The sequence below is a fragment of the Pseudarthrobacter sp. B4EP4b genome (genome assembly GCF_006680095.1).
In the GTDB taxonomy this organism is placed as follows: domain Bacteria; phylum Actinomycetota; class Actinomycetes; order Actinomycetales; family Micrococcaceae; genus Arthrobacter.
Map to the genome: position 1 here is coordinate 133,965 of NZ_VHIJ01000002.1, position 22,095 is coordinate 156,059.

General features: G+C 66.3%; 23 protein-coding genes. 16 read left to right on the top strand and 7 right to left on the bottom strand.

Translation table 11 applies throughout. From position 1 onward, the window contains the following. Positions 1 to 178 precede the first annotated feature (178 nt). The 5 genes from FNL14_RS01510 (at position 179) to FNL14_RS01530 (ending at position 6,957) form a co-directional block, all read left to right on the top strand. Positions 179 to 4,075: a Pls/PosA family non-ribosomal peptide synthetase gene (locus FNL14_RS01510; protein ID WP_142057118.1), complete on the top strand. Its 3,897-nt coding sequence runs from the start codon at positions 179 to 181 to the stop codon at positions 4,073 to 4,075. Then, positions 4,072 to 5,478, top strand: coding sequence for a M1 family metallopeptidase (locus FNL14_RS01515; protein WP_181762511.1), 1,407 nt, complete (start codon positions 4,072 to 4,074; stop codon positions 5,476 to 5,478). Before FNL14_RS01510 ends, FNL14_RS01515 begins: the two co-directional genes overlap by 4 nt. After that, positions 5,475 to 6,197, top strand: coding sequence for a 4'-phosphopantetheinyl transferase superfamily protein (locus FNL14_RS01520; RefSeq protein ID WP_142057057.1), 723 nt, complete (start codon positions 5,475 to 5,477; stop codon positions 6,195 to 6,197). The genes FNL14_RS01515 and FNL14_RS01520 overlap by 4 nt, the downstream gene beginning before the upstream one ends. A 121-nt stretch (positions 6,198 to 6,318) precedes the next feature. Then, positions 6,319 to 6,507, top strand: coding sequence for a three-helix bundle dimerization domain-containing protein (locus FNL14_RS01525; RefSeq protein ID WP_091416780.1), 189 nt, complete (start codon positions 6,319 to 6,321; stop codon positions 6,505 to 6,507). Positions 6,508 to 6,672: 165 nt separating this feature from the next. Further along, positions 6,673 to 6,957 (top strand): DUF1540 domain-containing protein, encoded by a 285-nt coding sequence (locus tag FNL14_RS01530; RefSeq protein ID WP_091416783.1) that lies wholly within the window; start codon positions 6,673 to 6,675, stop codon positions 6,955 to 6,957. A gap of 113 nt (positions 6,958 to 7,070) precedes the next feature. Here the strand turns inward: FNL14_RS01530 and FNL14_RS01535 are convergent, their stop codons facing one another. From FNL14_RS01535 to FNL14_RS01555, 5 genes are all read right to left on the bottom strand, one after another. Continuing rightward, complete coding sequence (locus FNL14_RS01535; protein ID WP_142057059.1) at positions 7,071 to 8,243, bottom strand: glutamate--cysteine ligase; 1,173 nt, start codon at positions 8,241 to 8,243, stop codon at positions 7,071 to 7,073. Between the two features lie 16 nt (positions 8,244 to 8,259). Beyond that, entirely contained in the window at positions 8,260 to 9,837 is a 1,578-nt protein-coding gene (locus FNL14_RS01540) for a M20/M25/M40 family metallo-hydrolase (protein WP_220126143.1), read from the bottom strand. A 3-nt stretch (positions 9,838 to 9,840) separates the two neighbouring features. After that, positions 9,841 to 10,194 carry a hypothetical protein gene (locus FNL14_RS01545; RefSeq protein ID WP_142057061.1) on the bottom strand — a complete coding sequence of 118 codons (354 nt, stop codon included), beginning with the start codon at positions 10,192 to 10,194 and terminating at the stop codon, positions 9,841 to 9,843. A 34-nt stretch (positions 10,195 to 10,228) separates the two neighbouring features. Further along, positions 10,229 to 10,636 (bottom strand): four-helix bundle copper-binding protein, encoded by a 408-nt coding sequence (locus tag FNL14_RS01550; protein WP_142057063.1) that lies wholly within the window; start codon positions 10,634 to 10,636, stop codon positions 10,229 to 10,231. Between the two features lie 233 nt (positions 10,637 to 10,869). Then, the gene (locus FNL14_RS01555; RefSeq protein WP_142057065.1) at positions 10,870 to 11,148 is read right to left on the bottom strand and encodes a hypothetical protein; all 279 of its coding nucleotides are present in this window, start codon (positions 11,146 to 11,148) and stop codon (positions 10,870 to 10,872) included. Positions 11,149 to 11,675: 527 nt separating this feature from the next. Here FNL14_RS01555 and FNL14_RS01560 point away from each other — a divergent pair. The 5 genes from FNL14_RS01560 to FNL14_RS01580 all read left to right on the top strand — a co-directional run bounded on the left by FNL14_RS01560 (position 11,676) and on the right by FNL14_RS01580 (position 15,879). Next, on the top strand, positions 11,676 to 11,933 hold the full coding sequence (locus FNL14_RS01560; RefSeq protein ID WP_142057067.1) for a hypothetical protein: 258 nt from the start codon (positions 11,676 to 11,678) through the stop codon (positions 11,931 to 11,933). 29 nt (positions 11,934 to 11,962) lie between these two features. Next, on the top strand, positions 11,963 to 12,187 hold the full coding sequence (locus FNL14_RS01565; RefSeq protein ID WP_139204881.1) for a hypothetical protein: 225 nt from the start codon (positions 11,963 to 11,965) through the stop codon (positions 12,185 to 12,187). A 156-nt stretch (positions 12,188 to 12,343) separates the two neighbouring features. Beyond that, on the top strand, positions 12,344 to 13,231 hold the full coding sequence (locus FNL14_RS01570; RefSeq protein ID WP_142057069.1) for a cytochrome c oxidase subunit II: 888 nt from the start codon (positions 12,344 to 12,346) through the stop codon (positions 13,229 to 13,231). Continuing rightward, a complete protein-coding gene (gene ctaD / locus FNL14_RS01575; RefSeq protein WP_370455787.1) occupies positions 13,231 to 14,985 on the top strand; it encodes a cytochrome c oxidase subunit I in 1,755 nt (584 codons plus the stop codon). Before FNL14_RS01570 ends, ctaD begins: the two co-directional genes overlap by 1 nt. Positions 14,986 to 15,129: 144 nt before the next feature. Further along, positions 15,130 to 15,879, top strand: coding sequence for an SDR family NAD(P)-dependent oxidoreductase (locus FNL14_RS01580; RefSeq protein ID WP_142057071.1), 750 nt, complete (start codon positions 15,130 to 15,132; stop codon positions 15,877 to 15,879). Here FNL14_RS01580 and FNL14_RS23465 read toward each other — a convergent pair. Further along, on the bottom strand, positions 15,864 to 16,217 hold the full coding sequence (locus tag FNL14_RS23465) for a hypothetical protein (RefSeq protein WP_220126144.1): 354 nt from the start codon (positions 16,215 to 16,217) through the stop codon (positions 15,864 to 15,866). The two genes, FNL14_RS01580 and FNL14_RS23465, sit on opposite strands and share 16 nt — an antisense overlap. Before the next feature lie 322 nt (positions 16,218 to 16,539). Here FNL14_RS23465 and FNL14_RS01590 point away from each other — a divergent pair, with 322 nt between their 5' ends. The 4 genes from FNL14_RS01590 to FNL14_RS01605 all read left to right on the top strand — a co-directional run bounded on the left by FNL14_RS01590 (position 16,540) and on the right by FNL14_RS01605 (position 18,880). Next, entirely contained in the window at positions 16,540 to 17,310 is a 771-nt protein-coding gene (locus tag FNL14_RS01590; RefSeq protein ID WP_142057073.1) for an MBL fold metallo-hydrolase, read from the top strand. 129 nt (positions 17,311 to 17,439) lie between these two features. Continuing rightward, on the top strand, positions 17,440 to 17,664 hold the full coding sequence (locus FNL14_RS01595) for a hypothetical protein (protein WP_091416804.1): 225 nt from the start codon (positions 17,440 to 17,442) through the stop codon (positions 17,662 to 17,664). 72 nt (positions 17,665 to 17,736) lie between these two features. Continuing rightward, a complete protein-coding gene (locus FNL14_RS01600) occupies positions 17,737 to 18,525 on the top strand; it encodes a GAF and ANTAR domain-containing protein (RefSeq protein ID WP_142057075.1) in 789 nt (262 codons plus the stop codon). A gap of 94 nt (positions 18,526 to 18,619) precedes the next feature. Beyond that, positions 18,620 to 18,880, top strand: a complete 261-nt coding sequence (locus FNL14_RS01605; RefSeq protein ID WP_142057078.1) for a GlsB/YeaQ/YmgE family stress response membrane protein — start codon at positions 18,620 to 18,622, stop codon at positions 18,878 to 18,880. Positions 18,881 to 18,962: 82 nt separating this feature from the next. On the opposite strand, the gene nhaA is transcribed toward FNL14_RS01605, so the two are convergent. Beyond that, positions 18,963 to 20,303, bottom strand: a complete 1,341-nt coding sequence (nhaA, locus tag FNL14_RS01610) for a Na+/H+ antiporter NhaA (RefSeq protein ID WP_142057080.1) — start codon at positions 20,301 to 20,303, stop codon at positions 18,963 to 18,965. Between the two features lie 229 nt (positions 20,304 to 20,532). Here nhaA and FNL14_RS01615 point away from each other — a divergent pair, with 229 nt between their 5' ends. Further along, positions 20,533 to 21,306, top strand: coding sequence for a CHRD domain-containing protein (locus tag FNL14_RS01615; RefSeq protein WP_142057082.1), 774 nt, complete (start codon positions 20,533 to 20,535; stop codon positions 21,304 to 21,306). 33 nt (positions 21,307 to 21,339) lie between these two features. Continuing rightward, entirely contained in the window at positions 21,340 to 22,056 is a 717-nt protein-coding gene (locus FNL14_RS01620; RefSeq protein WP_255470666.1) for a sortase domain-bontaining protein, read from the top strand. The last annotated feature ends 39 nt before the right edge of the window (positions 22,057 to 22,095 follow it).

The following is a 22,095-nucleotide window of genomic DNA, read 5'->3' on the forward strand; positions in this document are numbered from 1 at the left end:
TTGCAGCCGCCGGGGGGCTGCAAGCCCGCTGCCCGTTCACCATCCGTTCATCGCGGCCACGTATCTTTCGCCGGTGAATGCTTTCGATTCGTCCCGCCATGGCTTTAACGTCCTTGATGACGGCGACGATCTGCACCCGCCCGGACACAATGGGAAGGTGGCTACGTACCGCCCCCAAATGGCCGGCGCGGAAAAGGCAGCACCGCCCCGTACCCTGGTGCAGGTTTTCGAGGAAACGGCGCAGCGGTTCCCTGACGCGTCCGCCCTCGACGACGGCAAGGCCTCCCTGAGCTATGCCGAGCTGCATGCCGCCGCCAAGAAGTACGCGCTGCGGCTGCACAAGAGCGGCATCGGAGCGGGCCACAAGGTGGGCATCCGGATCCCGTCCGGAACCAACGAACTCTACATCGCCATCCTCGCCACCTTGTTGGTGGGCGCAGCCTACGTGCCCGTCGACGCCGACGACCCGGAGGAGCGGGCGAGCCTCGTTTTTGCGGAAGCCGGCGTAGCGGCCGTCCTGCGGGCAGGTGAAATTTCCACGATTCCGGGCAGGGACCACCCGTTCCCCTCACCCCGGCAGCCCGGCGTCGACGATGACGCCTGGGTCATTTTCACCTCCGGTTCCACCGGCAAACCCAAGGGCGTGGCCGTGACCCACCGGTCGGCCGCCGCGTTTGTGGATGCCGAGGCCAGGCTGTTCCTCCCGGCGAATCCGGTGAACTCCACGGACCGGGTCCTGGCCGGCCTGTCCGTGGCGTTCGATGCCTCCTGCGAGGAAATCTGGCTCGCCTGGCGCAACGGCGCCTGCCTGGTACCCGCTCCCCGGTCACTGGTGCGGACCGGCATGGACCTGGGCCCATGGCTGATCACCAACGGAATCACCGTGGTGTCAACGGTCCCCACGCTTGCCGGGCTGTGGCCGGCCGAATCGCTGGAAGCGGTCCGGCTGCTGATCTTCGGCGGGGAAGCCTGCCCGCCGGAACTGGCCGCCCGGCTCGCCGTTGACGAACGCGAAGTCTGGAACACCTACGGACCCACCGAGGCGACGGTGGTTGCCTGCGCTGCCCGGATGGACGGAACCGGCCCCGTGCGGATCGGACTGCCGCTGGACGGGTGGGACCTCGCCGTCGTCGATCCTGCCGGGATCCCGGTCAGCGAAGGCGAGACCGGAGAGCTGATCATCGGCGGAGTCGGCCTTGCCCGGTACCTGGACCCGGCCAAGGACGCCGAGAAGTACGCGCCCATGGAGACCCTCGGCTGGAACCGTGCCTACCGCAGCGGGGACCTGGTCCGCTACGAAAGCGAGGGCCTCGTGTTTGTGGGCCGCGCCGATGAACAGGTGAAACTGGGTGGGCGCCGGATCGAACTAGGGGAAATCGACGCCGCCCTGCAGTCCCTGCCCGGCATCCAGGGTGCGGCGGCCGCGGTGCAGGACACCGCGGCCGGAATCCAGATCCTCGTGGGCTACCTCGTGCCGGCGCCGGGGACTGCCCCGGACCTGGACGGGGCACGTGAGCTGCTGGCCGCCCAGTTGCCCGCTGCCCTCATCCCCCTGCTCACGGTGATCGATGGAATCCCCGTGAAAACCAGCGGCAAGGTGGACCGCCACGCGCTGCCATGGCCGCTGGCGGCACCTGCCACCGATGACCACGTGCTGCCGGACCTGGACGGGCCTTCGGCGTGGATTGTGGAGCAGTGGGCAGGGGTCCTGGGGACTGCGCCGGACAGTTTGGACGCGGACTTCTTTGCCTATGGCGGGAGCAGCTTGGCCGCGGCCCGGCTGGTCTCGGCACTCCGGGTGCGGTATCCCACCATTACCGTGGCGGACGTTTATGCCCGCCCGCGGATCGGCGCCCTGATCGAATATGCCAGGCTTTCAGCGCCCGACGGCGGCCTGGAGGCTTCGCCGCAGCTGAAACGTCATGTGCGCCCCACCGCCCGCAGATCCCAGATCTTCCAGTTCCTGGCCGGGTTCCCGCTGCACGTGCTGGTGTCCATGCGTTGGCTCACCTACCTGATGGCCGTCAACAATCTCCTGTCCATCTGGGGTGTGCTGACCGGCGCGCCCACCGTGTCCTGGTGGTGGGTCCTGGCGTCCTGGCTGGTTTTTGTGAACCCGCTGGGCCGAATGGCCGTCTCGGTCGCGGCCGCGCGCCTCCTGCTCCGTAGGGTGGTTCCCGGCAGCTATCCCCGGGCCGGAAAAGTGCACCTGAGGCTGTGGCTCGCCGAACAGATCGCGGATCTGTCCGGGGCGGTCAGCCTGGCCGGAGCCCCCTGGGTCCCGTACTACGCCCGGGCGCTCGGCGCCAAGGTGGGCAAGGACGTTGACCTTCATTCCGTCCCGCCCGTGACCGGCATGCTGAGCCTGGGCTCCGGGTGCTCCATTGAACCGGAGGTGGACCTTTCGGGCTGGTGGATCGACGGCGACCTGGTGCACATCGGCCACGTCCGGGTGGGCCCGGGTGCCACGGTGGGTTCGCGGAGCACTCTGATGCCGGGTGCGCGGATCGGCGCGGGCGCAGAAGTGGCGCCGGGCTCGGCCGTCCTGGGCAAGGTCAAGGCAAACCAGCGTTTCGCGGGCTCTCCTGCCCAGCGCCTCGGCAAAGCCCAGCAGGACTGGCCCGAGCGGCCGCCGTCGGGCCTGAAAACAGTGGCCGCGTTTGCCGCCTACGCTCTGGCGGCAGGGCTGCTGGCACTGATTCCGTTCGTCTCCGCCCCCATCGGCGCCCTGCCCGTCATCGCGGCCGTACAGGGACGGGAATCCCTGTACTCGGCGGGTGCCGCTCTGCTGTGGGCGGTCCCGCCGGCGGCCGCACTCTGGTTCCTGTCGAACATGGTCCTGACGGCCGCCGTCGTCCGCCTGCTGGGCCTTGGACTCCGCGAAGGCCACTACCGGGTGCGCAGCTTCACCGGCTGGCGGGTCTGGGCCACCGAACGGGTCCTGGACATGGCGCGGGACCTGCTCTTTCCCCTCTACGCGAGCCTGTTCACTCCTGTATGGCTGCGGCTGCTGGGGGCCAAAGTGGGCCGGAACGTGGAGGCCTCCACGGTGCTGCTGCTGCCCTCCATGACTACGGTGGGGGACGGGGCCTTCCTGGCTGATGACACCATGATCGCCTCCTACGAACTCGGCGGCGGATGGATGAGGATCGCCCCGGCAAAGATCGGCAAGCGCGCCTTCCTGGGCAATTCGGGGATGACGGGGGCCGGACGGAGCGTGCCGAAGAACTCCTTGGTTGCGGTGCTGTCCGCAACGCCGGCGAAAGCGAAGTCCGGGACGTCCTGGCTGGGCAGCCCGCCGGTGCGGCTGCGCCGGGCGCGGATGGACGTGGATCAGAGCCTGACCTTCCACCCGCCGCTGCGGCTGAAGATCTACCGCGCGCTCTGGGAACTGTGCCGGGCTGTCCCGGTGGTCCTCACCGCGGCCATAGCCATCGGCATCCTGGTGGTCCTCGACTGGGTGGCCGGCTCCGCCGGATACGCCGCCGCTGCCCTGCTCGGGGCACCCGTGCTTCTCGCTGCCGGAGGCGTGGCCGCGGCGAGTTCGGTAGCTGCGAAGTGGCTGCTGGTGGGCAGGATCAAGGCGGGCGAGCACCCCTTGTGGAGCTCATTCATCTGGCGCAACGAGGTGGTGGACACCTTCATCGAGATGGTCACCGCACCCTGGTTTGCCCGCGCCGCTGCCGGCACCCCTGCCCTGGTCTGGTGGCTGCGCGGCCTCGGCGCCAGGATTGGTTCCGGTGCGTGGTGCGAGAGCTACTGGCTGCCGGAAGCGGACCTGGTCACGCTCGGGGCCAACTCCACCGTCAACCGCGGCTGCGTCATCCAGACCCACCTCTTCCACGACCGAGTGATGAGCATCGATACCGTTACGCTGGAACCTGGGGCAACCATGGGCCCGCACGGGGTTATCCTGCCAGCTGCCCGGATCGGCGCCGGCGGAACTGTTGGGCCGGCATCCCTGGTGATGCGGGGTGAGACCGTTCCGGCCGCAAGCTTCTGGATCGGTAATCCCGTCAGCCCGTGGGCTTCCCCTGCCACCACCGTTCCTGCCCGGGAGGCCCAACCACAGTGACCGCACACCACGAGCCGGCACACGCAGTTCGGGACTCTCCTGCCTCCGGTCCCCTGCCCGATCCCTACACCCCGGGGCATGGGTCCGCGGAGTATCAGGTTTCGCGCTACGAGCTGTACCTGGACTACCGCGTTTCCACGAACCGCTTGTCCGGCCATGCGGCCATCTCGGCGCGTTCCTCAGTCTTTTTGGACAGGGTGGTCCTGAACCTTGCCGGGCTGCGGGTGCTGAAAGTCCAGCTGGACGGGCAGCGGGTCCAGCGGTTCAGCCAGCGCGGCAACCAGTTGATCATCGTCCCGGCCAGGCCGCTGCCCGGCGGCACCGACTTCAGCCTGGACATCCGCTACGACGGCACACCCGGACCCTTGCGCGGGAACTGGGGCGAGGTGGGCTGGGAAGAGCTCACGGACGGGGTGCTGGTAGCCGGGCAGCCCACCGGCGCGCCGTCGTGGTTTCCCTGCAACGACCACCCCAGCCAAAAGGCCAGCTTCGGCTTCACCATCACCACCGACGCCAACTACCGGGTGGTCTGCAACGGTGTGCTGGTCTCCCGCCATGCGAAGGCCAGCCGGGAAACCTGGGTGTTTGAACAAGCCGAACCGATGGCTACCTATCTGGCCACCGTGCAGATCGGGCGCTACGACCTCCGGCAGCTGGACCCCGCTGTCCATTCCCCTTCCCACCGGGCTGATGTCCCACCCGGCTTGGGTGGCTCCGTGCCCCAGCTCGTCGCGGCACCTCCGGCCCTGATGTCCTCTGCCACAGCGGCCCTTGCCCGCCAGGGGCAGATGATGGAGACTTTCGAGGCCTGCTTCGGCCCCTACCCGTTCCCCGGCTACACCGTGGTGGTGGCCGACGATCCGCTCGAGATCCCGCTAGAAGCCCAGTCCCTGTCCGTTTTTGGTCCCAACCATCTGAACCAGGATTGGAACGACCAGCGGCTCATCGCCCACGAACTGGCCCATCAGTGGTTCGGGAACTCCCTCACTGCCACCACGTGGGCCGATATCTGGCTGCATGAAGGATTCGCCTGCTATGCCGAATGGATCTGGTCCGAGGCCTCCGGGAACCTTCCGGCTTCCCAGCGGGCCGCGGCGGCCTGGCAGGGACTCGCCGCCCAGGCCCAGGACCTGCTGGTGGGTGACCCCTCACCGGAGTTGATGTTTGATGACCGGGTCTACAAGCGCGGCGCCCTTGCCCTCCATGCGGTGCGGCGGACAGCCGGGGACGTGCTGTTCTTCGAACTCCTTCAAGGGTGGACGGAAAGCTTCCGCCATGGCGGGGTCACCACAGCGGACTTTATGGACACTGCGGACCGTACCTGCGCGGAAGTCCGGGGATTCAGTGCCCGCGCCATCCTCACGCCGTGGCTCTACGAGGCAGCACTCCCTCCGCTGCCATGACCCCTGCCGCAGCCCCTCAGGGACTTTCGCTGGCGGCGGTGCGGCTGTCCGGCGTCGACCTTGGCCTGGAACATGTGCTCGACGACGACGAGGTTGCCAGGGCGGGCATGTTCCGCTCCCAGGCCCTCCGGGACAGGTTCGTGGCTGGCCGGATAGCGCTCAGGCTGCACATCAGCGCGCTGACCGGCGACCGTCCGGGCTCGTTGCAGGCGCTTTACAGCTGTCCGTCCTGCCTGAACCGGGACATCCCGGGGCACGGGCTTCCGGCCTATCGCGTCCCCTCGCGGACCAGTCCCCTGCGAGTCAGCCTCAGCAGGTCAGAGGATTGGTGCCTGCTGGCCGCGTGCCTCGATGACGGGGTGGCCGGAGTCGGCGTGGACATTGAGGCTGAACCTTCTGCTGGTTTTGAGGGATTCCAGTCCGTGGCCATGACCGGCAACGAGCGTGAGAAGCTCCGGGATGTGGCGCCTGCGGGACTGCCTGCGTTGATGACCCGGCTCTGGGTCCGCAAGGAAGCAGTCCTCAAGGCACTGGGGACGGGGCTTGCCCAGGATCCCGCCAGTGTTGATGTTGCCGGGCCAATCCCCCGCCTGTTTGATGAACCGGCCCTGGAGGGACGCTGGCAGTTTGAAGATATAGACCCCTTCAGTCTTGGCCTGCCGGACGAGTTCACGGCCGCCTGTGCCATCCGGAAAGCCACGAGCCGCGGACCCAAGTAGGTAGCGCTAAGTGTCGTTTTGGCGCGTCATAACGACACTTACTGCTACTTACTTGGGCAAGTTGGCGGGCGGGGAAGAAAGGGCTCTTGACTCTCCTCCGCGCCGCCCCCAAACTTTGGCAATGACGAATGAACCCGAAGCCCTCATCGCCGTGGTCAACCGGCTCGCTGCGCGCTTTCCTGACGAACAGCGCTCGGTTATTGAGGACATTGTGGCTGAGGAACACGGCCTGCTCGACGGCGGGCACATCCGGGACTACGTCCCCGTACTTGTGGAGCGGGCGGCGAAGCTCCGGCTCTCCCGCTCGTAGCCGGCGGCACCTCCCTGCATGCCCGTTCTGCGCCGACGGGCCCCGGCCCGCACCACAACGCAATTACGTCAAAGAATTGGGTCTTTTTGATCTAGGCCTGCAGGCCTACCGTGGGAAAACACAGGACGGCCAACCCGGGCTGCCGAAGTACGGAGGGTCTTAAAGATGACAACGCACGTCGCAGACTGCAGCGTAACCAACTGTTCCTTCAATGACCACACCAACTGCAACGCCGCAGCCATTACCGTCAGCGGCGCCGAAAACCACGCCCAGTGCGCAACATTCATCGACACCGGCATGCACGGCGGCCTGCCCAAGGTGCTCGCCGACGTCGGAGCCTGCCAGCGCAGCGAATGCGTCCACAACGACCACCTGATGTGCAACGCACCTGAAGTCCGTGTGGGCCCCGGCGCGGACAACGCCGACTGCCTCACCTACTCACACAGCTGACCTTCAGGACCCCGGTGGTTGAGCCCGCCGTAGGTTTCTACAGGCTCAACCATCGGGCGACAGACTCACCAACCGGGGTTCGGGCTCAACCACCGGGCTTTTCTTTGCCCGGCCTACTCTGCCGCCACCCACACCGTGCAGTCCGCAGCATCGGCAACCACGGCCTCAAGCTCCCCGGCGCGGTGCAGCACTTCCAGCTGCCGGGACGCCCCGGTGCCCACGGCAAGCACGTCGTCGACCAGTTCCTCCACCCGGCCCAGGTCGCCCATGTCCTCCAAAGCCTCGCGGATGTGATCCAGCAGCACATTCACCACAGCGAGCGCGGCCGCGGGTTGCAACGTCAGCGGGTCCAGCAGTTTCCCGCGCAGCCCCCACCGGCTCGCTTTCCAGGTGGCCAGCCGCACGAGCTCTGTGGGCACGGCTACGGGCGGGACGCCCGCCCGCCATTCCCGGGCGGCCGTTTCCACAAGCCCGCGCGCAATCCCCGCCAGCAGCACTGCGTTCTGCGGGCGCAGGCACACATCGGCAATTCGGATCTCAACGGTCGGGTAATGCCGGGACAGCCGCGCGTCGAAATACACCATGCCTTCATCCAGCAGGACGCCGGTGCTCACCATGTCATGCACCAGCTGGTGGTACGCATCCGGCGACCCGAGGATATCCAGCGGCCCGGCGGACGGCCACCGGCTCCACACCTGCGCCCGGTAGCTGGCATAACCGCTGTCCTGCCCGTGCCAGAACGGCGAATTCGCGCTGAGCGCGCTAAGCACCGGAAGCCAGGTGCGGATGCGGTCCAGCACTGCCACGCCCTCATCGTCCGAGTCCACAGCAACATGGATGTGGCAGCCGCAGGTGAGCTGTTCCCTGGCGGTCAGCCCGTACTCCTCGGTCATGGCAATAAAACGCCGCAGCTGCACCGGATGGGGATCAGTCGGCAGGGGTGATGTTCCCAAGGCCGCAGCCCGCACCCCAACCCTGCGCGCTTCTGCATCCGCCATGGCCCGCCCCAGGATGATGTCCGCCTCGAGCGTTGCCATGGTGGCGTGCGGAGGGGTGACCACCTCAATCATTTCCTGCTGGAATTCGGCAGTGAGGACGGGTCCGCCGCCGGGACCGGCCGGGCGTTGGTAGCCCTCAAGCAGCCCGCTGGCCAGAGGCACGGGCTCCCCCGTCTCCGGACTTACCAGCAGCAGTTCCTCCTCCATGCCAAACGTACGACGACGGCGCTCGCCTCCGCGGCTGCCGTCAGTTGCCGCCGGGGTGCTTTCCGCTCCTGAGCCGTCCATCGCCGTCGTCCTTCTGTCATTCCATCCGGGCCAGTTCGTCCCAGAAACCTGCAAGCGTGACTGCGCCGTTCACCAGGACCGCAAGGTTGGCGCTCTCGTCGCTGTCGTGCCAGTGGTCCTCCACCAGGCCGGTGCCGAAAAACAGGACAGGAGCATCCAGGGTCCTGGCGAGCAGCTCAGCAGGGCCACCGCCGGCGTTGCCCATCCTGCCCACGCTGGCGGACTGGAAGCCCCGGCCCATGGCCCGTACCAGCGCGGAAACCGCCGGATGGTCCGGGGTCCGGTACGCTTCCTGGGCTGTCTCCAGATCCACGCTGAAGGTGTGGCCGAAGCTGTCCCCCACAGTGGCCTCCACCCACTGCCGCAGCAGCTCAGCCACCTTTTCCACCCGCTGACCGGGCACGGTCCGGAAGCTCAGGTCCGCCGAGGCCACGGCCGGCACGGCGGCACGGGAAACCCCGATAGGATCCCCGGCGATGAGGGACGTGACCTCGACGGCGGGACGCAGCCACAGCCGTTCCAGCACGGTATACCCCTGCTCGCCGGTAACCGCGCCGGATTCGGACCGCTTCAGCCAGTCCTCCTCGCTGAAGGGAAGCTCCGCGAGCGCCTTCCGCAGGTCCTCCGGGGGCGGCTCGACGTCGTCGTAAAAACCCGGAACAGCAATCCGGCCCTCCCCGTCGTGCAGGAGCGCGAGCAGCCGGCCCAGCTCGAAGGCAGGATTGGGTGCGTTGCCGGACACGGCGCCGCTGTGGACGTCGCGCTCCGGCCCGAACAGTTCCAGGCTGGCGGAGAGCATGCCGCGCAGGCTTACGCAGACGGCGGGATGGTCCTCTTGCCACAGCAGGGTGTCGGAGAAGAGGACCACGTCGGCCTGCAACCGGTTCCCCTGCTCCTCCAGCAACTTGGCCAGATGCGGCGACCCGCCTTCCTCCTCGCCCTCGACCAGGTACTTCAGGTTGACGGCGGGCGCGGCGGTTGAGCCCGCCCAGGTGGTTGAGCCTGCCCCGGTGGTTGAGCCTGTCGAAACGCCGTTGGAGTGAGAGAGGGTTTGGGTTTTGGCCGCATTAAGTGAGAGAGCGTCCGGGTTTTGGGGGCCATAAGTGAGAGCGCGTTGGTGCAGGTGGGCGCGCACCGACCACAGGTGGGCCAGGACCTGGCCCTTGGCGTCGGAGCTCCCGCGGCCATACAGCCTGCCGTCGCGCACTACGGGTTCGAACGGCGCCGTTTGCTCCCAGTTCTCCGCCTTAACGGCGCGGACGTCGTGGTGGCTGTAGACTAGGACCGTGGGGGCTCCGGGCGCCTCGCACCATTCCGCGTAAACAGCATGCGACTCCCCGGTGGGCAGCACTTCCACCGTGGGGAAACCGACGCCCCGGAACGCCGCCGCCAGCCAATTGGCCGAGCGGAGCAGGTCCTGCGCGTGCTCCGGCACTCCCAACACGCCGGGCACGCGCACCCACTCCGCCAGCTGCCCTTCCAACTCGCCCTGCCGCGACCGGACGAAGGCGTGAAGGTCCGAACCGCCGTCGTGATCCTCGTCGGGATGCTCCCGGCCGCCGTCGTGGTCACGCAAACCGTGGTGCTGCTCCACGGTTTACCGTGGCTGGGCCGGGTTGGTTGGAACCCCCTGGGACGGCGGGTTGACGGGAGGTCCCGGCACGTTGGCCGTCTGCGGCGCGTCAGGCTGGCCGGTGTTCACCTCAGGGGTGCTGGGCGTCCGTGGGCCGCGGGGCTCTGCGCCGCCCTGCAGGTCGTGGAGCCTCTTCTCCAGGATCTGCATGATGGGCAGCCGGTTTCCGTGGGCCTTCTCGTACGTGATCAGCTGCGCTACGTCTGCCTCCTCCAGGCCGGAAATGCGCGACGGCAGCGTTCCCGCCGGCAAGTGGTCGTAGTCCGGCAGGGGAAGTTCGCTGTGCTGCGGGACATTGTTCTCGGGTACATGTTTCATGGGTGTTCAACTCCTTATGTCAGAATCAACAGCGTCATGTGAGTGAGGCCAGCAGCGCGCCGCATGCCTGTTCGCAGCGCCGGCACGCTTCGGCGCAGATCTGGCAGTGGTCATGCATGTCCGCGTGCTTTTCGCATTCCTCCGCACAGGCTTTGCAGGCGGTCCGGCAGGCTTCCACGAGTGCCCGGGTGACGGTGCGGTCAGACCCGGTAAGGCGAGACAGCACCTTTCCCGTGGTGGCGCAGATGTCCGCGCAGTCCAAGTCGGTCCGGATGCATTTAGCCAGCTCCGCCACCATGTCCTCGCCCAGGCAGGCGTCCGCGCAGCCAGTGCACGACTGGGCGCATTCGTAGCAGGCGCTGATGCACTCGGACAGGGTGGCGACATCGATATCACCGAGGTCCTTGGGATATGCGTCAATCATGGACCGGATGTGGGTCATGCTGTTCTCCTTCCCTTGGCTTCCGCAAGTCGCCAACCCTATTGATAAGCACACTTACTTGTTTTACGGTACCGGGATGGGCGCCGCTGGTACAGAGTGCGGAGCCCCCTTCCCGTCGGCGGGATGGGGCACGGCAAATGAGGCTAGAGCGGCCCGGATGCCGTCAGAGCCGCTGACCATGTTTCATTCCATGCGCGCAGAGGACCCCTTTGGGAGCGACTCGCGCACGCCGTTCAGCCTTCCAGATTGGCGATCCGGCCCAGGTCGGCTGACACACTCAACTTTGCGCCGCCGTCACCATTGCGCTCCAGATGGTTGTAAAGGAACCCCAGAAGTTCCACTGCCCTGCGGTTCAGCCGGCGCGACTCCTCCAGGTCCCGGTCCAGCCGGGCAATCTCGGCCCGCAACTCCGCGACGTCCGTAGCGGCTATGGCCAGCCGAAGGTTGATCTCTTCCAACGGATCACTCAGGGGCTCGTGCTCGTGAATGGCCTCAATCAGGGGATCGTGCATGGCAGGGGCTCACTTTCAATCGACTGCAGCCTCGGCGCCGCCTGGCGCCTCAAGCGGGAACTGGGGCGTCGGGCACCAAAGGCCGCGCCCGCCGTCGGGCTGGATTGCGGGCTGCCCCGCAACACTGCGGGGTAGCGCCAGCCCGAAAGGCGATCGGGCGGACAGTGCTGGGCATGGGTGCATATGGATTTCAGGGGCATAAAGACCTTTCAGCCGGTTCCCATAGGGCGCAGCCCAGAGGGACTGCGCACTGACGGGCCCTGCTTGCCGCCGAATGAAGAACATAATAAGCACCCTTATCAACCTGTGGGAAGACCTTGTTTCCGAACCGCGGATCCTTTTCCGTCCCGGGCTGCCGGCAGCCGGCTCAACCGGACCGCGCGCTTGAAAATACCCTCCCGCCGCGAGTAAATTCGGAAGTGTGACAGGGATCATTCCCGTCCTCCTGCCGCCCTCCTGCGGAGGCTGCGGGAGTAGCTGCTGGAGCAGGCCGGTGGCACATGGTGCAGAACCGGATAGAGCGTGAAATGCCGTCCACCCACTTCCAGCAGTTCCTTAATGAAGCCACCACTGCCGACCCTTCGGCGGATCACCCGCTGGGACCCGATTGCCTCTATGGCCTGTACGTCAGTTGGGCCTCGCTGCACGGCTTCCGGGCGAAATCGGACCAGGCTTTCCGGGCCGGCATGCTCCGGTGCGGCGTTAATCCGAACGACTGCCGCCTGCACATGACCGGGGCCGCGGCCGCCGACTACATCCTTTACAGTTATCCCGCCGTGGCCTGATGGTGGCCGCCCACGGCAAGGGGACAGCCATGGGATACGATCCGCACGAGCAAGAGGAACGCCGCCAGCTCAACCACATGCTGCTGGCAGCCGACATCACCGTTGCTGAACTCTGGTTGCGGTACTTCAGCATGAGCGGCATGGCCGGAGAGTATGAGGTGCAGGCCTATGTGGAGGGGCTGATTTCCCTCCCCTCCCTCCAGCGCAGCCTGCTGGCCATGGCCGCGGAGGAACTTCGAAGCGAGTCGGCCTGAGGCCGGGCGTGAAGGTTACCCCGTGTACTGATCCGGAACCCTTTCTTGCGGCTCCTTTCCGCGCTAATCTGGGCTCACAACCCACAGGCCGTAAGCCATGGGTCTTTGGGCTCATGCAGTTGGGCCTCTGGAGCAGATCCGGAGGAGAACCACGCGGTGAACACCCCTAGGCGCAACACTTCCAGATGGCGGCGCGGGGCCGCCTTGTCCTCTGTCCCAGCACTGCTGGCGTTGACTTCCTGCTCCGCCGAAGTCCAGAGGGGCTGGCTTCCGGGCGAACGGGACACTACGGATCACACCCCCCTGGTCACGGACCTCTGGGTTAATTCGTGGATAGCCGCCATCATTATCGGCGCTATTACCTGGGGACTCATCCTCTGGTGCATCATCGCCTACCGCCGGCGCAAAAATACGGTGGGCTTCCCCCGGCAGATGAGCTACAACCTCCCGTTGGAAGTCTTCTACCTCTCCGTGCCGCTGATGATCATCATGGTCCTGTTCGTCTTTACCGACCGGGACCAGCGGGCCATGGACGACCGCTTCGAGAACCCGGACGTAGTGATCGACGTCCGCGGCAAACAGTGGGCGTGGGACTTCAACTACGTCAAGGAAGACGTCCATGAGGACCCGGGCGTGCAGGCCCACCTCGACGGCAACTGGGGCGCGCCCGACCGGCTCCCCACCCTCTACCTGCCGGTCAACAAAAAGGTGGAACTGCAGCTGAACTCCCGCGATGTCCAGCATTCGTTCTGGGTGGTCGAGTTCATGCAGAAACGGGACTTGTACCCCGGCGAAAACCAGTACAACAGGTACATCGACATCGTTCCCACCCGCACCGGCGAGTACACCGGCAAATGCGCCGAACTCTGCGGCGAATACCACTCCGAAATGCTTTTCAAAGTACGGGTGGTGACCGAGCAGGAATACAACAACCGCATTTCCGAACTGCGGGCCAAGGGCAACACCGGCATCCGGGGCGATGAATACGACCGGAACCCGGCAAGGCCAGCCCTGGAACAGGCACAACAAAGGACGGAACCGTAATGACCACCACCGGCCAGAACATGGGCGCAACGTCGGCCACTGCCGCACCGGCAGCGGTCAAACGCGGCAAGGGCAGCATTGTAGTCAGCTGGCTCACCACCACCGACCATAAAACGATCGGCTATCTGTACCTGATTGTCTCGTTTGTGTTCTTCTGCCTGGCGGGCGTGATGGCGCTGTTGATCCGTGCCGAGCTGTTCGAGCCCGGCCTGCAGATCCTGCAGACCAAGGAACAGTACAACCAGCTGTTCACCATGCACGGCACCGCGATGCTGCTGATGTTCGCCACCCCGCTGTTCGCCGGCTTCACGAATGTGATCATGCCCCTGCAGATCGGCGCCCCGGACGTCGCCTTCCCGCGGCTGAACGCGCTGGCATTCTGGTTCTTCCTCTTCGGCTCCATCATTGCAACGTCCGGCTTCATCACCCCGCAGGGCGCCGCCTCCTTCGGCTGGTTTGCCTACGCGCCGCTTTCCAACACCACCTTCACTCCCGGGCTCGGCGGGGACCTGTGGGTGTTCGGCCTGGCACTGTCCGGTTTCGGCACCATCCTCGGTGCGGTAAACTTCATCACCACCATCGTCTGCATGCGCGCACCGGGGCTGACCATGTGGCGGATGCCGATCTTCACGTGGAACGCCCTGGTCACATCCATCCTGGTGCTTATGGCGTTCCCGCCGCTGGCAGCCGCCCTGTTCGCTTTGGGGGCTGACCGGAAGTTCGGCGCCCACATCTATGACCCGGCCAATGGCGGCGCCATCCTCTGGCAGCACCTGTTCTGGTTCTTCGGCCACCCCGAGGTGTACATCATCGCGCTGCCGTTCTTCGGCATCGTCTCGGAGATCTTCCCGGTCTTCAGCCGCAAGCCGATCTTCGGGTACAAGGGCCTGGTCTACGCAACGATCGCCATCGCCGCCCTGTCCGTGACCGTGTGGGCCCACCACATGTACGTCACCGGCGCAGTGTTGCTGCCGTTCTTCGCGTTTATGACCATGCTCATCGCGGTTCCCACGGGCGTGAAGTTCTTCAACTGGATCGGCACTTTGTGGGGCGGTTCGCTGACGTTCGAAACGCCCATGCTGTGGAGCCTCGGCTTCCTGATTACGTTCCTTTTCGGCGGCCTCACGGGCATCATCCTGGCCTCTCCGCCGCTGGACTTCCACGTGTCGGACACCTACTTCGTGGTGGCGCACTTCCACTACGTGGTGTTCGGCACCGTGGTGTTCGCCATGTTCGCCGGCTTCTACTTCTGGTGGCCCAAGTTCACCGGGACCATGCTCAACGAACGCCTGGGCAAGATCCACTTCTGGATGCTGTTCCTCGGCTTCCACGGCACCTTCCTCATCCAGCACTGGCTGGGCGTTGAAGGCATGCCCCGGCGCTACGCGGACTACATGCCCGAGGACCAGTTCACCTTCATGAACCAGTTCTCCACCATCGGCTCCTACCTGCTCGGGGCGTCGCTGATCCCGTTCTTCTGGAACGTCTACATCACCTGGCGCAGGGGCAAGAAGGTCACCGTGGACGATCCCTGGGGCTTCGGCGCCTCGCTCGAGTGGGCCACGTCCTGCCCGCCGCCGCGGCACAACTTCACGTCTCTGCCCCGGATCCGCTCCGAACGTCCGGCACTGGATCTGCACCACCCCGAGTTGAGCGTCCGGGAGCACGCGCCCGTCCACAGCCCGGCAGCGGACGTGCTCGGCGCAGCGGACATCGGCGAGCGCGACGTCCGCAGCCCGGACCCCAACCAGTAACACGCACCCACGCCCTGCCGGTGTCTCTCCCGCGAGGCAACCGGCGGGGCGTATGTGTCCCCATACCCCGGCGCCCTGACCCAAAAACATAGCAACTACCAGCGAGCCAGACGGTACCGCGTGGCTCTGAATTGAAGGATGAGCATGGCACAGTTCACGGATAAGGTAGCTCTGGTCACTGGCGGCGGCTCGGGGATCGGTGAGGCCACGGCCAAGGAATTGGCAGCCAAAGGCGCCAAAGTGGTGGTGGTGGACCTGAACCTGGAGGCTGCGCAGCGCGTGGCAGGTGAGATCGGCGGCTCCGCGGCCGCGTTCCAGGCCAACACCGCCAGCAAGGAAGACAACGAAAAGGCCGTCCGGTTCGCGGTGGACACCTATGGCAAGCTCAACTACGCCGTGAACAACGCCGGGATCGGCGGCAAGCCTGCCCCCGCCGGAGACTTCGACCTGGACGAGTGGGACAAAGTCATCAGCATCAACCTCAGCGGAATCCTCTACGGCATGCGGTACCAGATTCCGGCCATGCTCGACGCCGGTGCCCGGCAAAGCGCGATCGTCAACATGGCATCCATCCATGGCATGGTGGCCGCACCAATGAGTGGCGCCTACACAGCCGCCAAGCACGGGGTGGTAGGACTGACCAAAAACGCGGCGGCCGAGTACGGTGCCCAGGGCCTGCGCATCAACTGCGTGGGCCCGGGATACATTTCCACGCCGCTGCTGGAGAACAACCTGGACGAAGAGGCCCGGAACGGCCTGGCCGCCAAGCACCCGCTGGGCCGCCTGGGCACCGCTGAGGAGGTGGCCCACATGGTGGCCTTCCTGCTCTCGGACGAGGCATCGTTCTCCACCGGCGGCTACTACCTCGTGGACGGCGGCTACACCAGCCTCTGAGGGGCCGCCTGCCGCTGCCGCGAAACGCCGGCGCTCCCGGAATTTCGGGTGCGCCGGCGTTTCAGCGTCTCGGAGAGCGCTCGGGGGACGGCTGCCCGCTGCTGAACAGCCGCCGGTCCGGCGTCGGACATTACTCCTTGTTGAGCTTGTCCTGGATGGTTCCCGCGGCCTGTGAGGACGGCGGCGGCCGCCACTAGGACCCACAGGGCGCCGTGGAACAGGCCGTCAGCCAAAGTATTCAGTTCCAGGCGCTCGTGCAGGACGATGCCGTCCACAAAGCCGCCCATCCCCATCCCGAAAAGGAACGCAGGCGCTTTCGCGGACGGCCTGGCTGACACTCCGCCACCCCCTCTTCCGGCGAGCCTTTCACGCTGTCCCCTACCCGCCGTCGGCCGCCCTAACCACCCTGACGCAGGGAGTTCGCAGAACCCTTGACCAAGTCCGGCAGCAGGTGGAAACGTAGGGCACGCGGTGCGCCTCCAGCAGCGGGGTGGTTCCTGCAGGCGAGGGAACCGCACTGCCAGCCACGACATCCAAGGTGGCGCTCATGCGAGCAATGGTTTACCGCGGCCCATACAAAGTCCGCATCGAAGAAAAAGACATTCCCAGGATCGAACACCCCGCTGTCAGAGGGCTGCGGCGGGCTGCGGGAGGGCGGCGATGACGCAGGCTGCCGCCGGCCGGGCGTCGTTCACCACCGTGGCGGAGGGCGTGCACCGCGTCTCCGAGGCGTTTGTGAACTTCTACCTGGTGGAAAGCCCGGACGGCTTGACGCTGGTGGATTCCGGACTGCCGGCCATGTGGAAGTCCTTGGAGGAATCCGTTCGGGGGCTTGGGCACGCGATCGGCGACATCAGGGCCGTGGTCCTCACCCATGCGCACTTTGATCATCTGGGCCTGGCGCACCGGCTGCATACCGAGTTCAAGGTGCCGGTCTGGGTCCACGGCGGCGACTCGTTCATCGCCCGCCACCCGTACCGGTACCAGCATGAGAAGTCCCGTTTTGTGTTTGCGCTGGCCCATCCGGGAGGCTTTCCGGTTCTCGCCAGTATGACCAAGGCGGGTGCGTTGCGGGTGAAGGGCGTGGACGATTTGACCCTCTTCCCCGCCCAGTCCGGCAGCCTGCCCGTGCCCGGCCAGCCTGAGGTGGTGTTCTCCCCCGGCCACACCGCGGGGCACTGCGGGCTCTACCTGCGGGACCGGGACGTGCTGTTCAGCGGGGATGCCCTCGTGACGCTGGACCCCTATTCCGGCCGGACCGGTCCGCGCATTGTGGCCGGCGCCGCCACCATGGACAGCCGCCAGAACCTGGCCACCCTCAGCCAGTTGGCGGAAACGGGCGCTTCCCTGGTCCTGCCCGGCCACGGTGAGCCGTGGACCGGCGGGATCGGGGAGGCGGTGGCTGCAGCCCGGCGTGAGGCGGCGTCCTGACCCCGCCGCGGCAGCCCGCCGTCGTACTCCTCTTACTGGTCACAGAAAAAACACCACGTTGAAACATTTCAGCAATCTCGGCCGGGCAAGCTGTGACTACGGGGATACAACAGCAGGAGGCACCGTATTATGGAGGCACAAGGAGTACGCACGGCCCAGCTTCGCATCGGCGACCAGATCGAGGCGTGGCACAACGGCAAGCTTTTCCACCGGGGGCGCGTCACCGACGTCGTCCCGGCCCTGGAACTGTTCTGGATCCTCGATGCCAGGACCGGCGCACGCAAGTTGCTGGATCCCGAGGCGCTGGAGATCCGGCATGTGGAGGCACCGGCGGAGCCGCTGGCCACTGCCTGAGCTACTTTCCTGCGGCGGCCCCGGGACAGTAACCTCTGGAACCAGAAGAAATTTTGGTGAAGGAGGCCGGGGTTGAGCGAGGGAGAGTCGCAGGGCAATTGGGGGGACAGCGGAGAGCCGTGGAACAACGGGGAGGACCGCCAGCTGCAGGAACTGGTCCTCAACAGTGTGGACGTCAGCGCGTTTTTGGAAGAACTCGCAGTCCTCACTGCGTCCACCCTGTCCACGCCGGCGGTTCGGCTCCACTGCGGCGTGACGGTGGTAAGGCACCGGAAACCAGGCGTGGTGGCGAGCAGCGATGAGCGTGCCCGGGCGTTGGATGAGTTACAGAACGCGTTCGACGACGGGCCGTGCCTTACCGCCCTACGGCGCCACGAGATTGTCCTGGTCCCGGACGTCAGCCGGGAGGGCCGGTGGCCCGACTACTTTGGCACGGCAAGGGAGCAGGGCATCGGCTTAATCCTGGCCATCCCGCTGGAACTTGCCGGCGAGGCCGAGGCCGTGGTGAACCTTTACGCCGAAAAGCCGGCCAGCCTCTCAAGCCTGGACATCGACACCGCCCGGAATTTTGTGGGCAACGCGGCCAAGTCGCTGCGGCTGGCGCTGAAGCTTGGCAGGTTGCGGGATACCAGCGATGATCTGGCCGCTGCCATGAAGTCCCGGGCGACCATTGATATGGCGGTGGGCGTGATCATGGCCCAGAACAGCTGCAGCCATGACGAGGCGATCTATGAGCTGACACGCACCTCCGGAGCAAAGAAGACCAGGCTCCGGGAGACGGCAGCAGTGGTGGTGGGTGCGGTCAGCGGCAGGGGTTCGGACGCGGCCCGGGACAGCATCCGGTCTTTGCTGGAGGAGTAGGGAACGCCCTGTTGGCGCTGTTTAGAATGAAGCCCATGCGGAACCACCGCGGCAGTACGGGCCTCACATGCCCGCAAACCCGAAGGAGAACACCGTGATTGGATTTATTGTTGCCGGCCTGGTCATCGGCGCGCTGGCCCGCCTCATCAAGCCGGGCAAGCAGAACCTGGGCCTGCTCGCCACCTTGCTGCTGGGGCTGGTGGGCTCGGTCATCGGCGGAGTGGTGGCTTCCCTGCTGGGCACCGGCGACATTTTTGAGCTGAACTTCCTGGGCTTCATCGTGGCCGTCATCGCCTCGGTGCTCCTGGTGGGCACGGCCGAGGCTATCGCCGGCCGCCGCTCAATGCGCCGCTGACGTTTCACGGCACAGGCAACGCGGGGTCACTTAACGCCCTTCCGAGCCTCGGCGATGGGCCGTAAGTGACCCCGCGTTGCATTTAGGGGCGCTCCTGGTACACGTCCGGGATGCCGTCCTGGTCCGCGTCCAGCTTTTCCGCTTCTTCGGCGGCGCGGTACTGGCGGTTCCGGGTCCGGAGCACGGCGGTGGCCAGCAGCGCCGCCACCAGGGACGCGGCGAGGATTCCCACCTTGGCGTGGTCGTCGTGCAGGCTCCCGTGCCCGAAGCTGAGCTCTGCCACCAGCAGGGACACTGTGAACCCGATGCCGGCCAGGACCGCCACCCCGAAGACGTCAATCCACTTGAAGGATTCATCCAGCCGGGCCCTGCTCATTTTTGTGAGGAGCCACGTGGTGCCCATGATGCCCACCGGTTTGCCCAGCACCAGGGCCACGATGATCCCCAGGGCCACCGGATCGGCGAGGGCGGAGCCAAGCCCTTCCCAGCCGCCCACTGCCACGCCGGCTGAGAAGAAGGCGAAGACGGGCACAGCGATCCCGGCGGAAATAGGCCGGAACCGGTGCTCGAAGATCTCCGCCAGTCCCGGCCCGGCTTCCGGCCCGCCCGCAGCCTGGGACCGGATCACGGGGATGGCGAAGCCCAGCAGGACGCCGGCCACCGTGGCATGGATGCCCGATGCGTGGACCAGCGCCCATGTCACCACCCCGAGCGGCAGCAGGATCAGCCATGCCGCCGCCGTGTGCCGGCCGAAGAAATAGCGGAACTTCTGCGCCAGGAACGCATAGATGGCCAGCGGAATGAGGGCCAGGAGCAGCGGCATGACCTGCAGGTCGCTGGAGTAGAAGAACGCAATGATAGTGATGGCGATCAGATCATCCACCACGGCCAGGGTGAGCAGGAAGATCCGCAGGGCGCTGGGCAGATGCGAGCCGATGATGGCCAGGACCGCCACCGCGAAGGCGATGTCCGTGGCCGTGGGGATGGCCCAGCCGCGCAACGTCTCCGGGCTGGCCAGGTTGATGAGGGCGTAGATGGCTGCGGGGGCCACCACGCCGCCAAAAGCGGCAGCCACGGGAACAATCGACTTGTTGAGCTGGCGCAGGTCCCCCGCCACAAACTCCCGCTTGAGCTCGAGGCCTACCAGGAAAAAGAAGATGGCGAGCAGCCCGTCCGCCGCCCACGCACCCAGGCTGAGCTCAAGATGCCAGGGCTCGTACCCGACTTTGAAATCCCGCAGGGCGAAGTAGCTGTCCGACGCCGGCGAGTTGGCCCACACCAGGGCGATCACCGCGGCGGCAACAAGCAGTGCTCCGCCCACGGTTTCCTTGCGAAGGATCTCCCCGATCCGCAGGGCTTCGGCATAGCTGCCGCGTCCAAAGATGGTGGAGCGGGTGGGGCCGGAAGGGGGCGTTTGGCTCATTAAGCGTCCTCAAACTGGGCTCGACAGAATTATGCCGACCAGACTTCCCGGCGCACCTTCGATCAATCCTACAGGGGCAGCATGTGCCGCGGCCTTCCGTGCCTCCGACGCCGCGGGCGAATTGTGGTCCGATTCACATTCCGGCCCATCCGCAGCGGAAGCTGCACCGAACCACTGTTGTCCCTCATCTGGGACAACAACGTCATTTGTATGAGGAGATTGCTTTCCGATGAACAAGACACTCCGCTTTTTGGCTGTTCCCACACTCGCCCTGGGCGCTCTTGCCCTCTCCGGCTCTCCCGCCCTGGCCGCCGATCACTCCTACCAGTCCACGCTGGGCCAGATCAACGGCAGCTCTGCCTCCGGCACCATCACGGTGGACGTCACCGGCAACCAGGCCCACGCCGTCCTGAAGGTGTCGGGCCTGGCCGCCACGTTTATGGACGCCCCGTACCCCCACGTCCAGCACATTCACGGCGGCGCCCAGGGCGCTTGCCCCGCACCCTCCGCGGACAAGGACGGCGACGGCGTCATTTCCACCACCGAAGGCGCCCCGGGCTACGGCGGCATCGTCACCACCCTGTCCACCAGCGGCGACACCAGTCCCGCCGCCGGGCTGGACCTCAAGGTAGCCGGCCAGGGTGCAAGCTACACCGTTGACCGCACGTTCGAATTGAACGCCGAAACCAAGGCCGCACTCGAAGCCGGCACCGCCGTGGTGGTTGTCCACGGCCTTGACCCGGCCACCCTCAGCGCGGCGGGACAGGCCGCCAAGAGCGACCTCGTTCCCAGCCTCCCGCTGGCAGCAACGTCCCCCGCCCTGTGCGGAACCTTGAAGGCAGGCCAGATGACCATGCCCGTTGGCGGTGCTGAAACCGGCATCACCGCAGGGACGGCCGGGCCGGACACCGGTGCCCTCGCCCTCGGAGGGGGCCTGGTGCTCGCCGCAGCAGCCGGCGGCGCCTACGTGGTCCGTCGCCGCAGCGCCCGGTCAGCCGCGTAGCAACAGGCTGACTGGATCACCGCTGTGACGATCATGAATTCCGGCCACCGTTGGGGTCTTGGGGCCTCAACGGCGGCCGGGCTTCTGCTCCTGCTGGCCGTAAGCGGCTGCGCTGGGGGCAGTACGGGAACGCCCGACGCCGGCCCTGCACCTTCCGTGTCCGCCGCACCTTCTGCGCTGGCCACCCCTGCCATGCCTGGTTCCACCGCAAGTTCCTCGCCACCGGCGGCTCCGGCCCCAAGCCCGGCTGATGCGGCACCCGCCGTACCCGCCGCAGCAGAGCCGGCCGTCCTTTCCCGCTCGGAGCCGGTGACCCTGGAAATCCCCGCCATCGGCCTGACAACCGGCCTTATCAAGCTGGGACTGCTGGACAACGGTTCGCTCGAAGTCCCCGAGGACAAAGGAAACGGCGCGCCCGCCAGCTGGTACAACGGCTCCCCTACCCCCGGCGAGCGGGGCCCGTCCGTGGTGCTGGGCCACGTTAACGCACTGGGCGGCCACAAAGGTGTCTTCGCCGATCTTCGGCAGCTCAGGCCGGGAAGCGACATCATTGTCCTGCGGGCCGACGGCAGCTCCGCCGTGTTCAGCGTGGATCACGCGGCGCAGTACAGCAAGGACGGGTTCCCCACGCTGGAGGTCTATGGAAACACCCCCGGTTCGGAACTCCGGCTCGTCACGTGCGACGGATACGACCCCTCCACCGGACGCTTCAACGACAACTATGTCATCTACGCAAAGCTCAAAACCTGACACTGGACCGCGAACCGATGATCCGCGAAAAGCCGAACA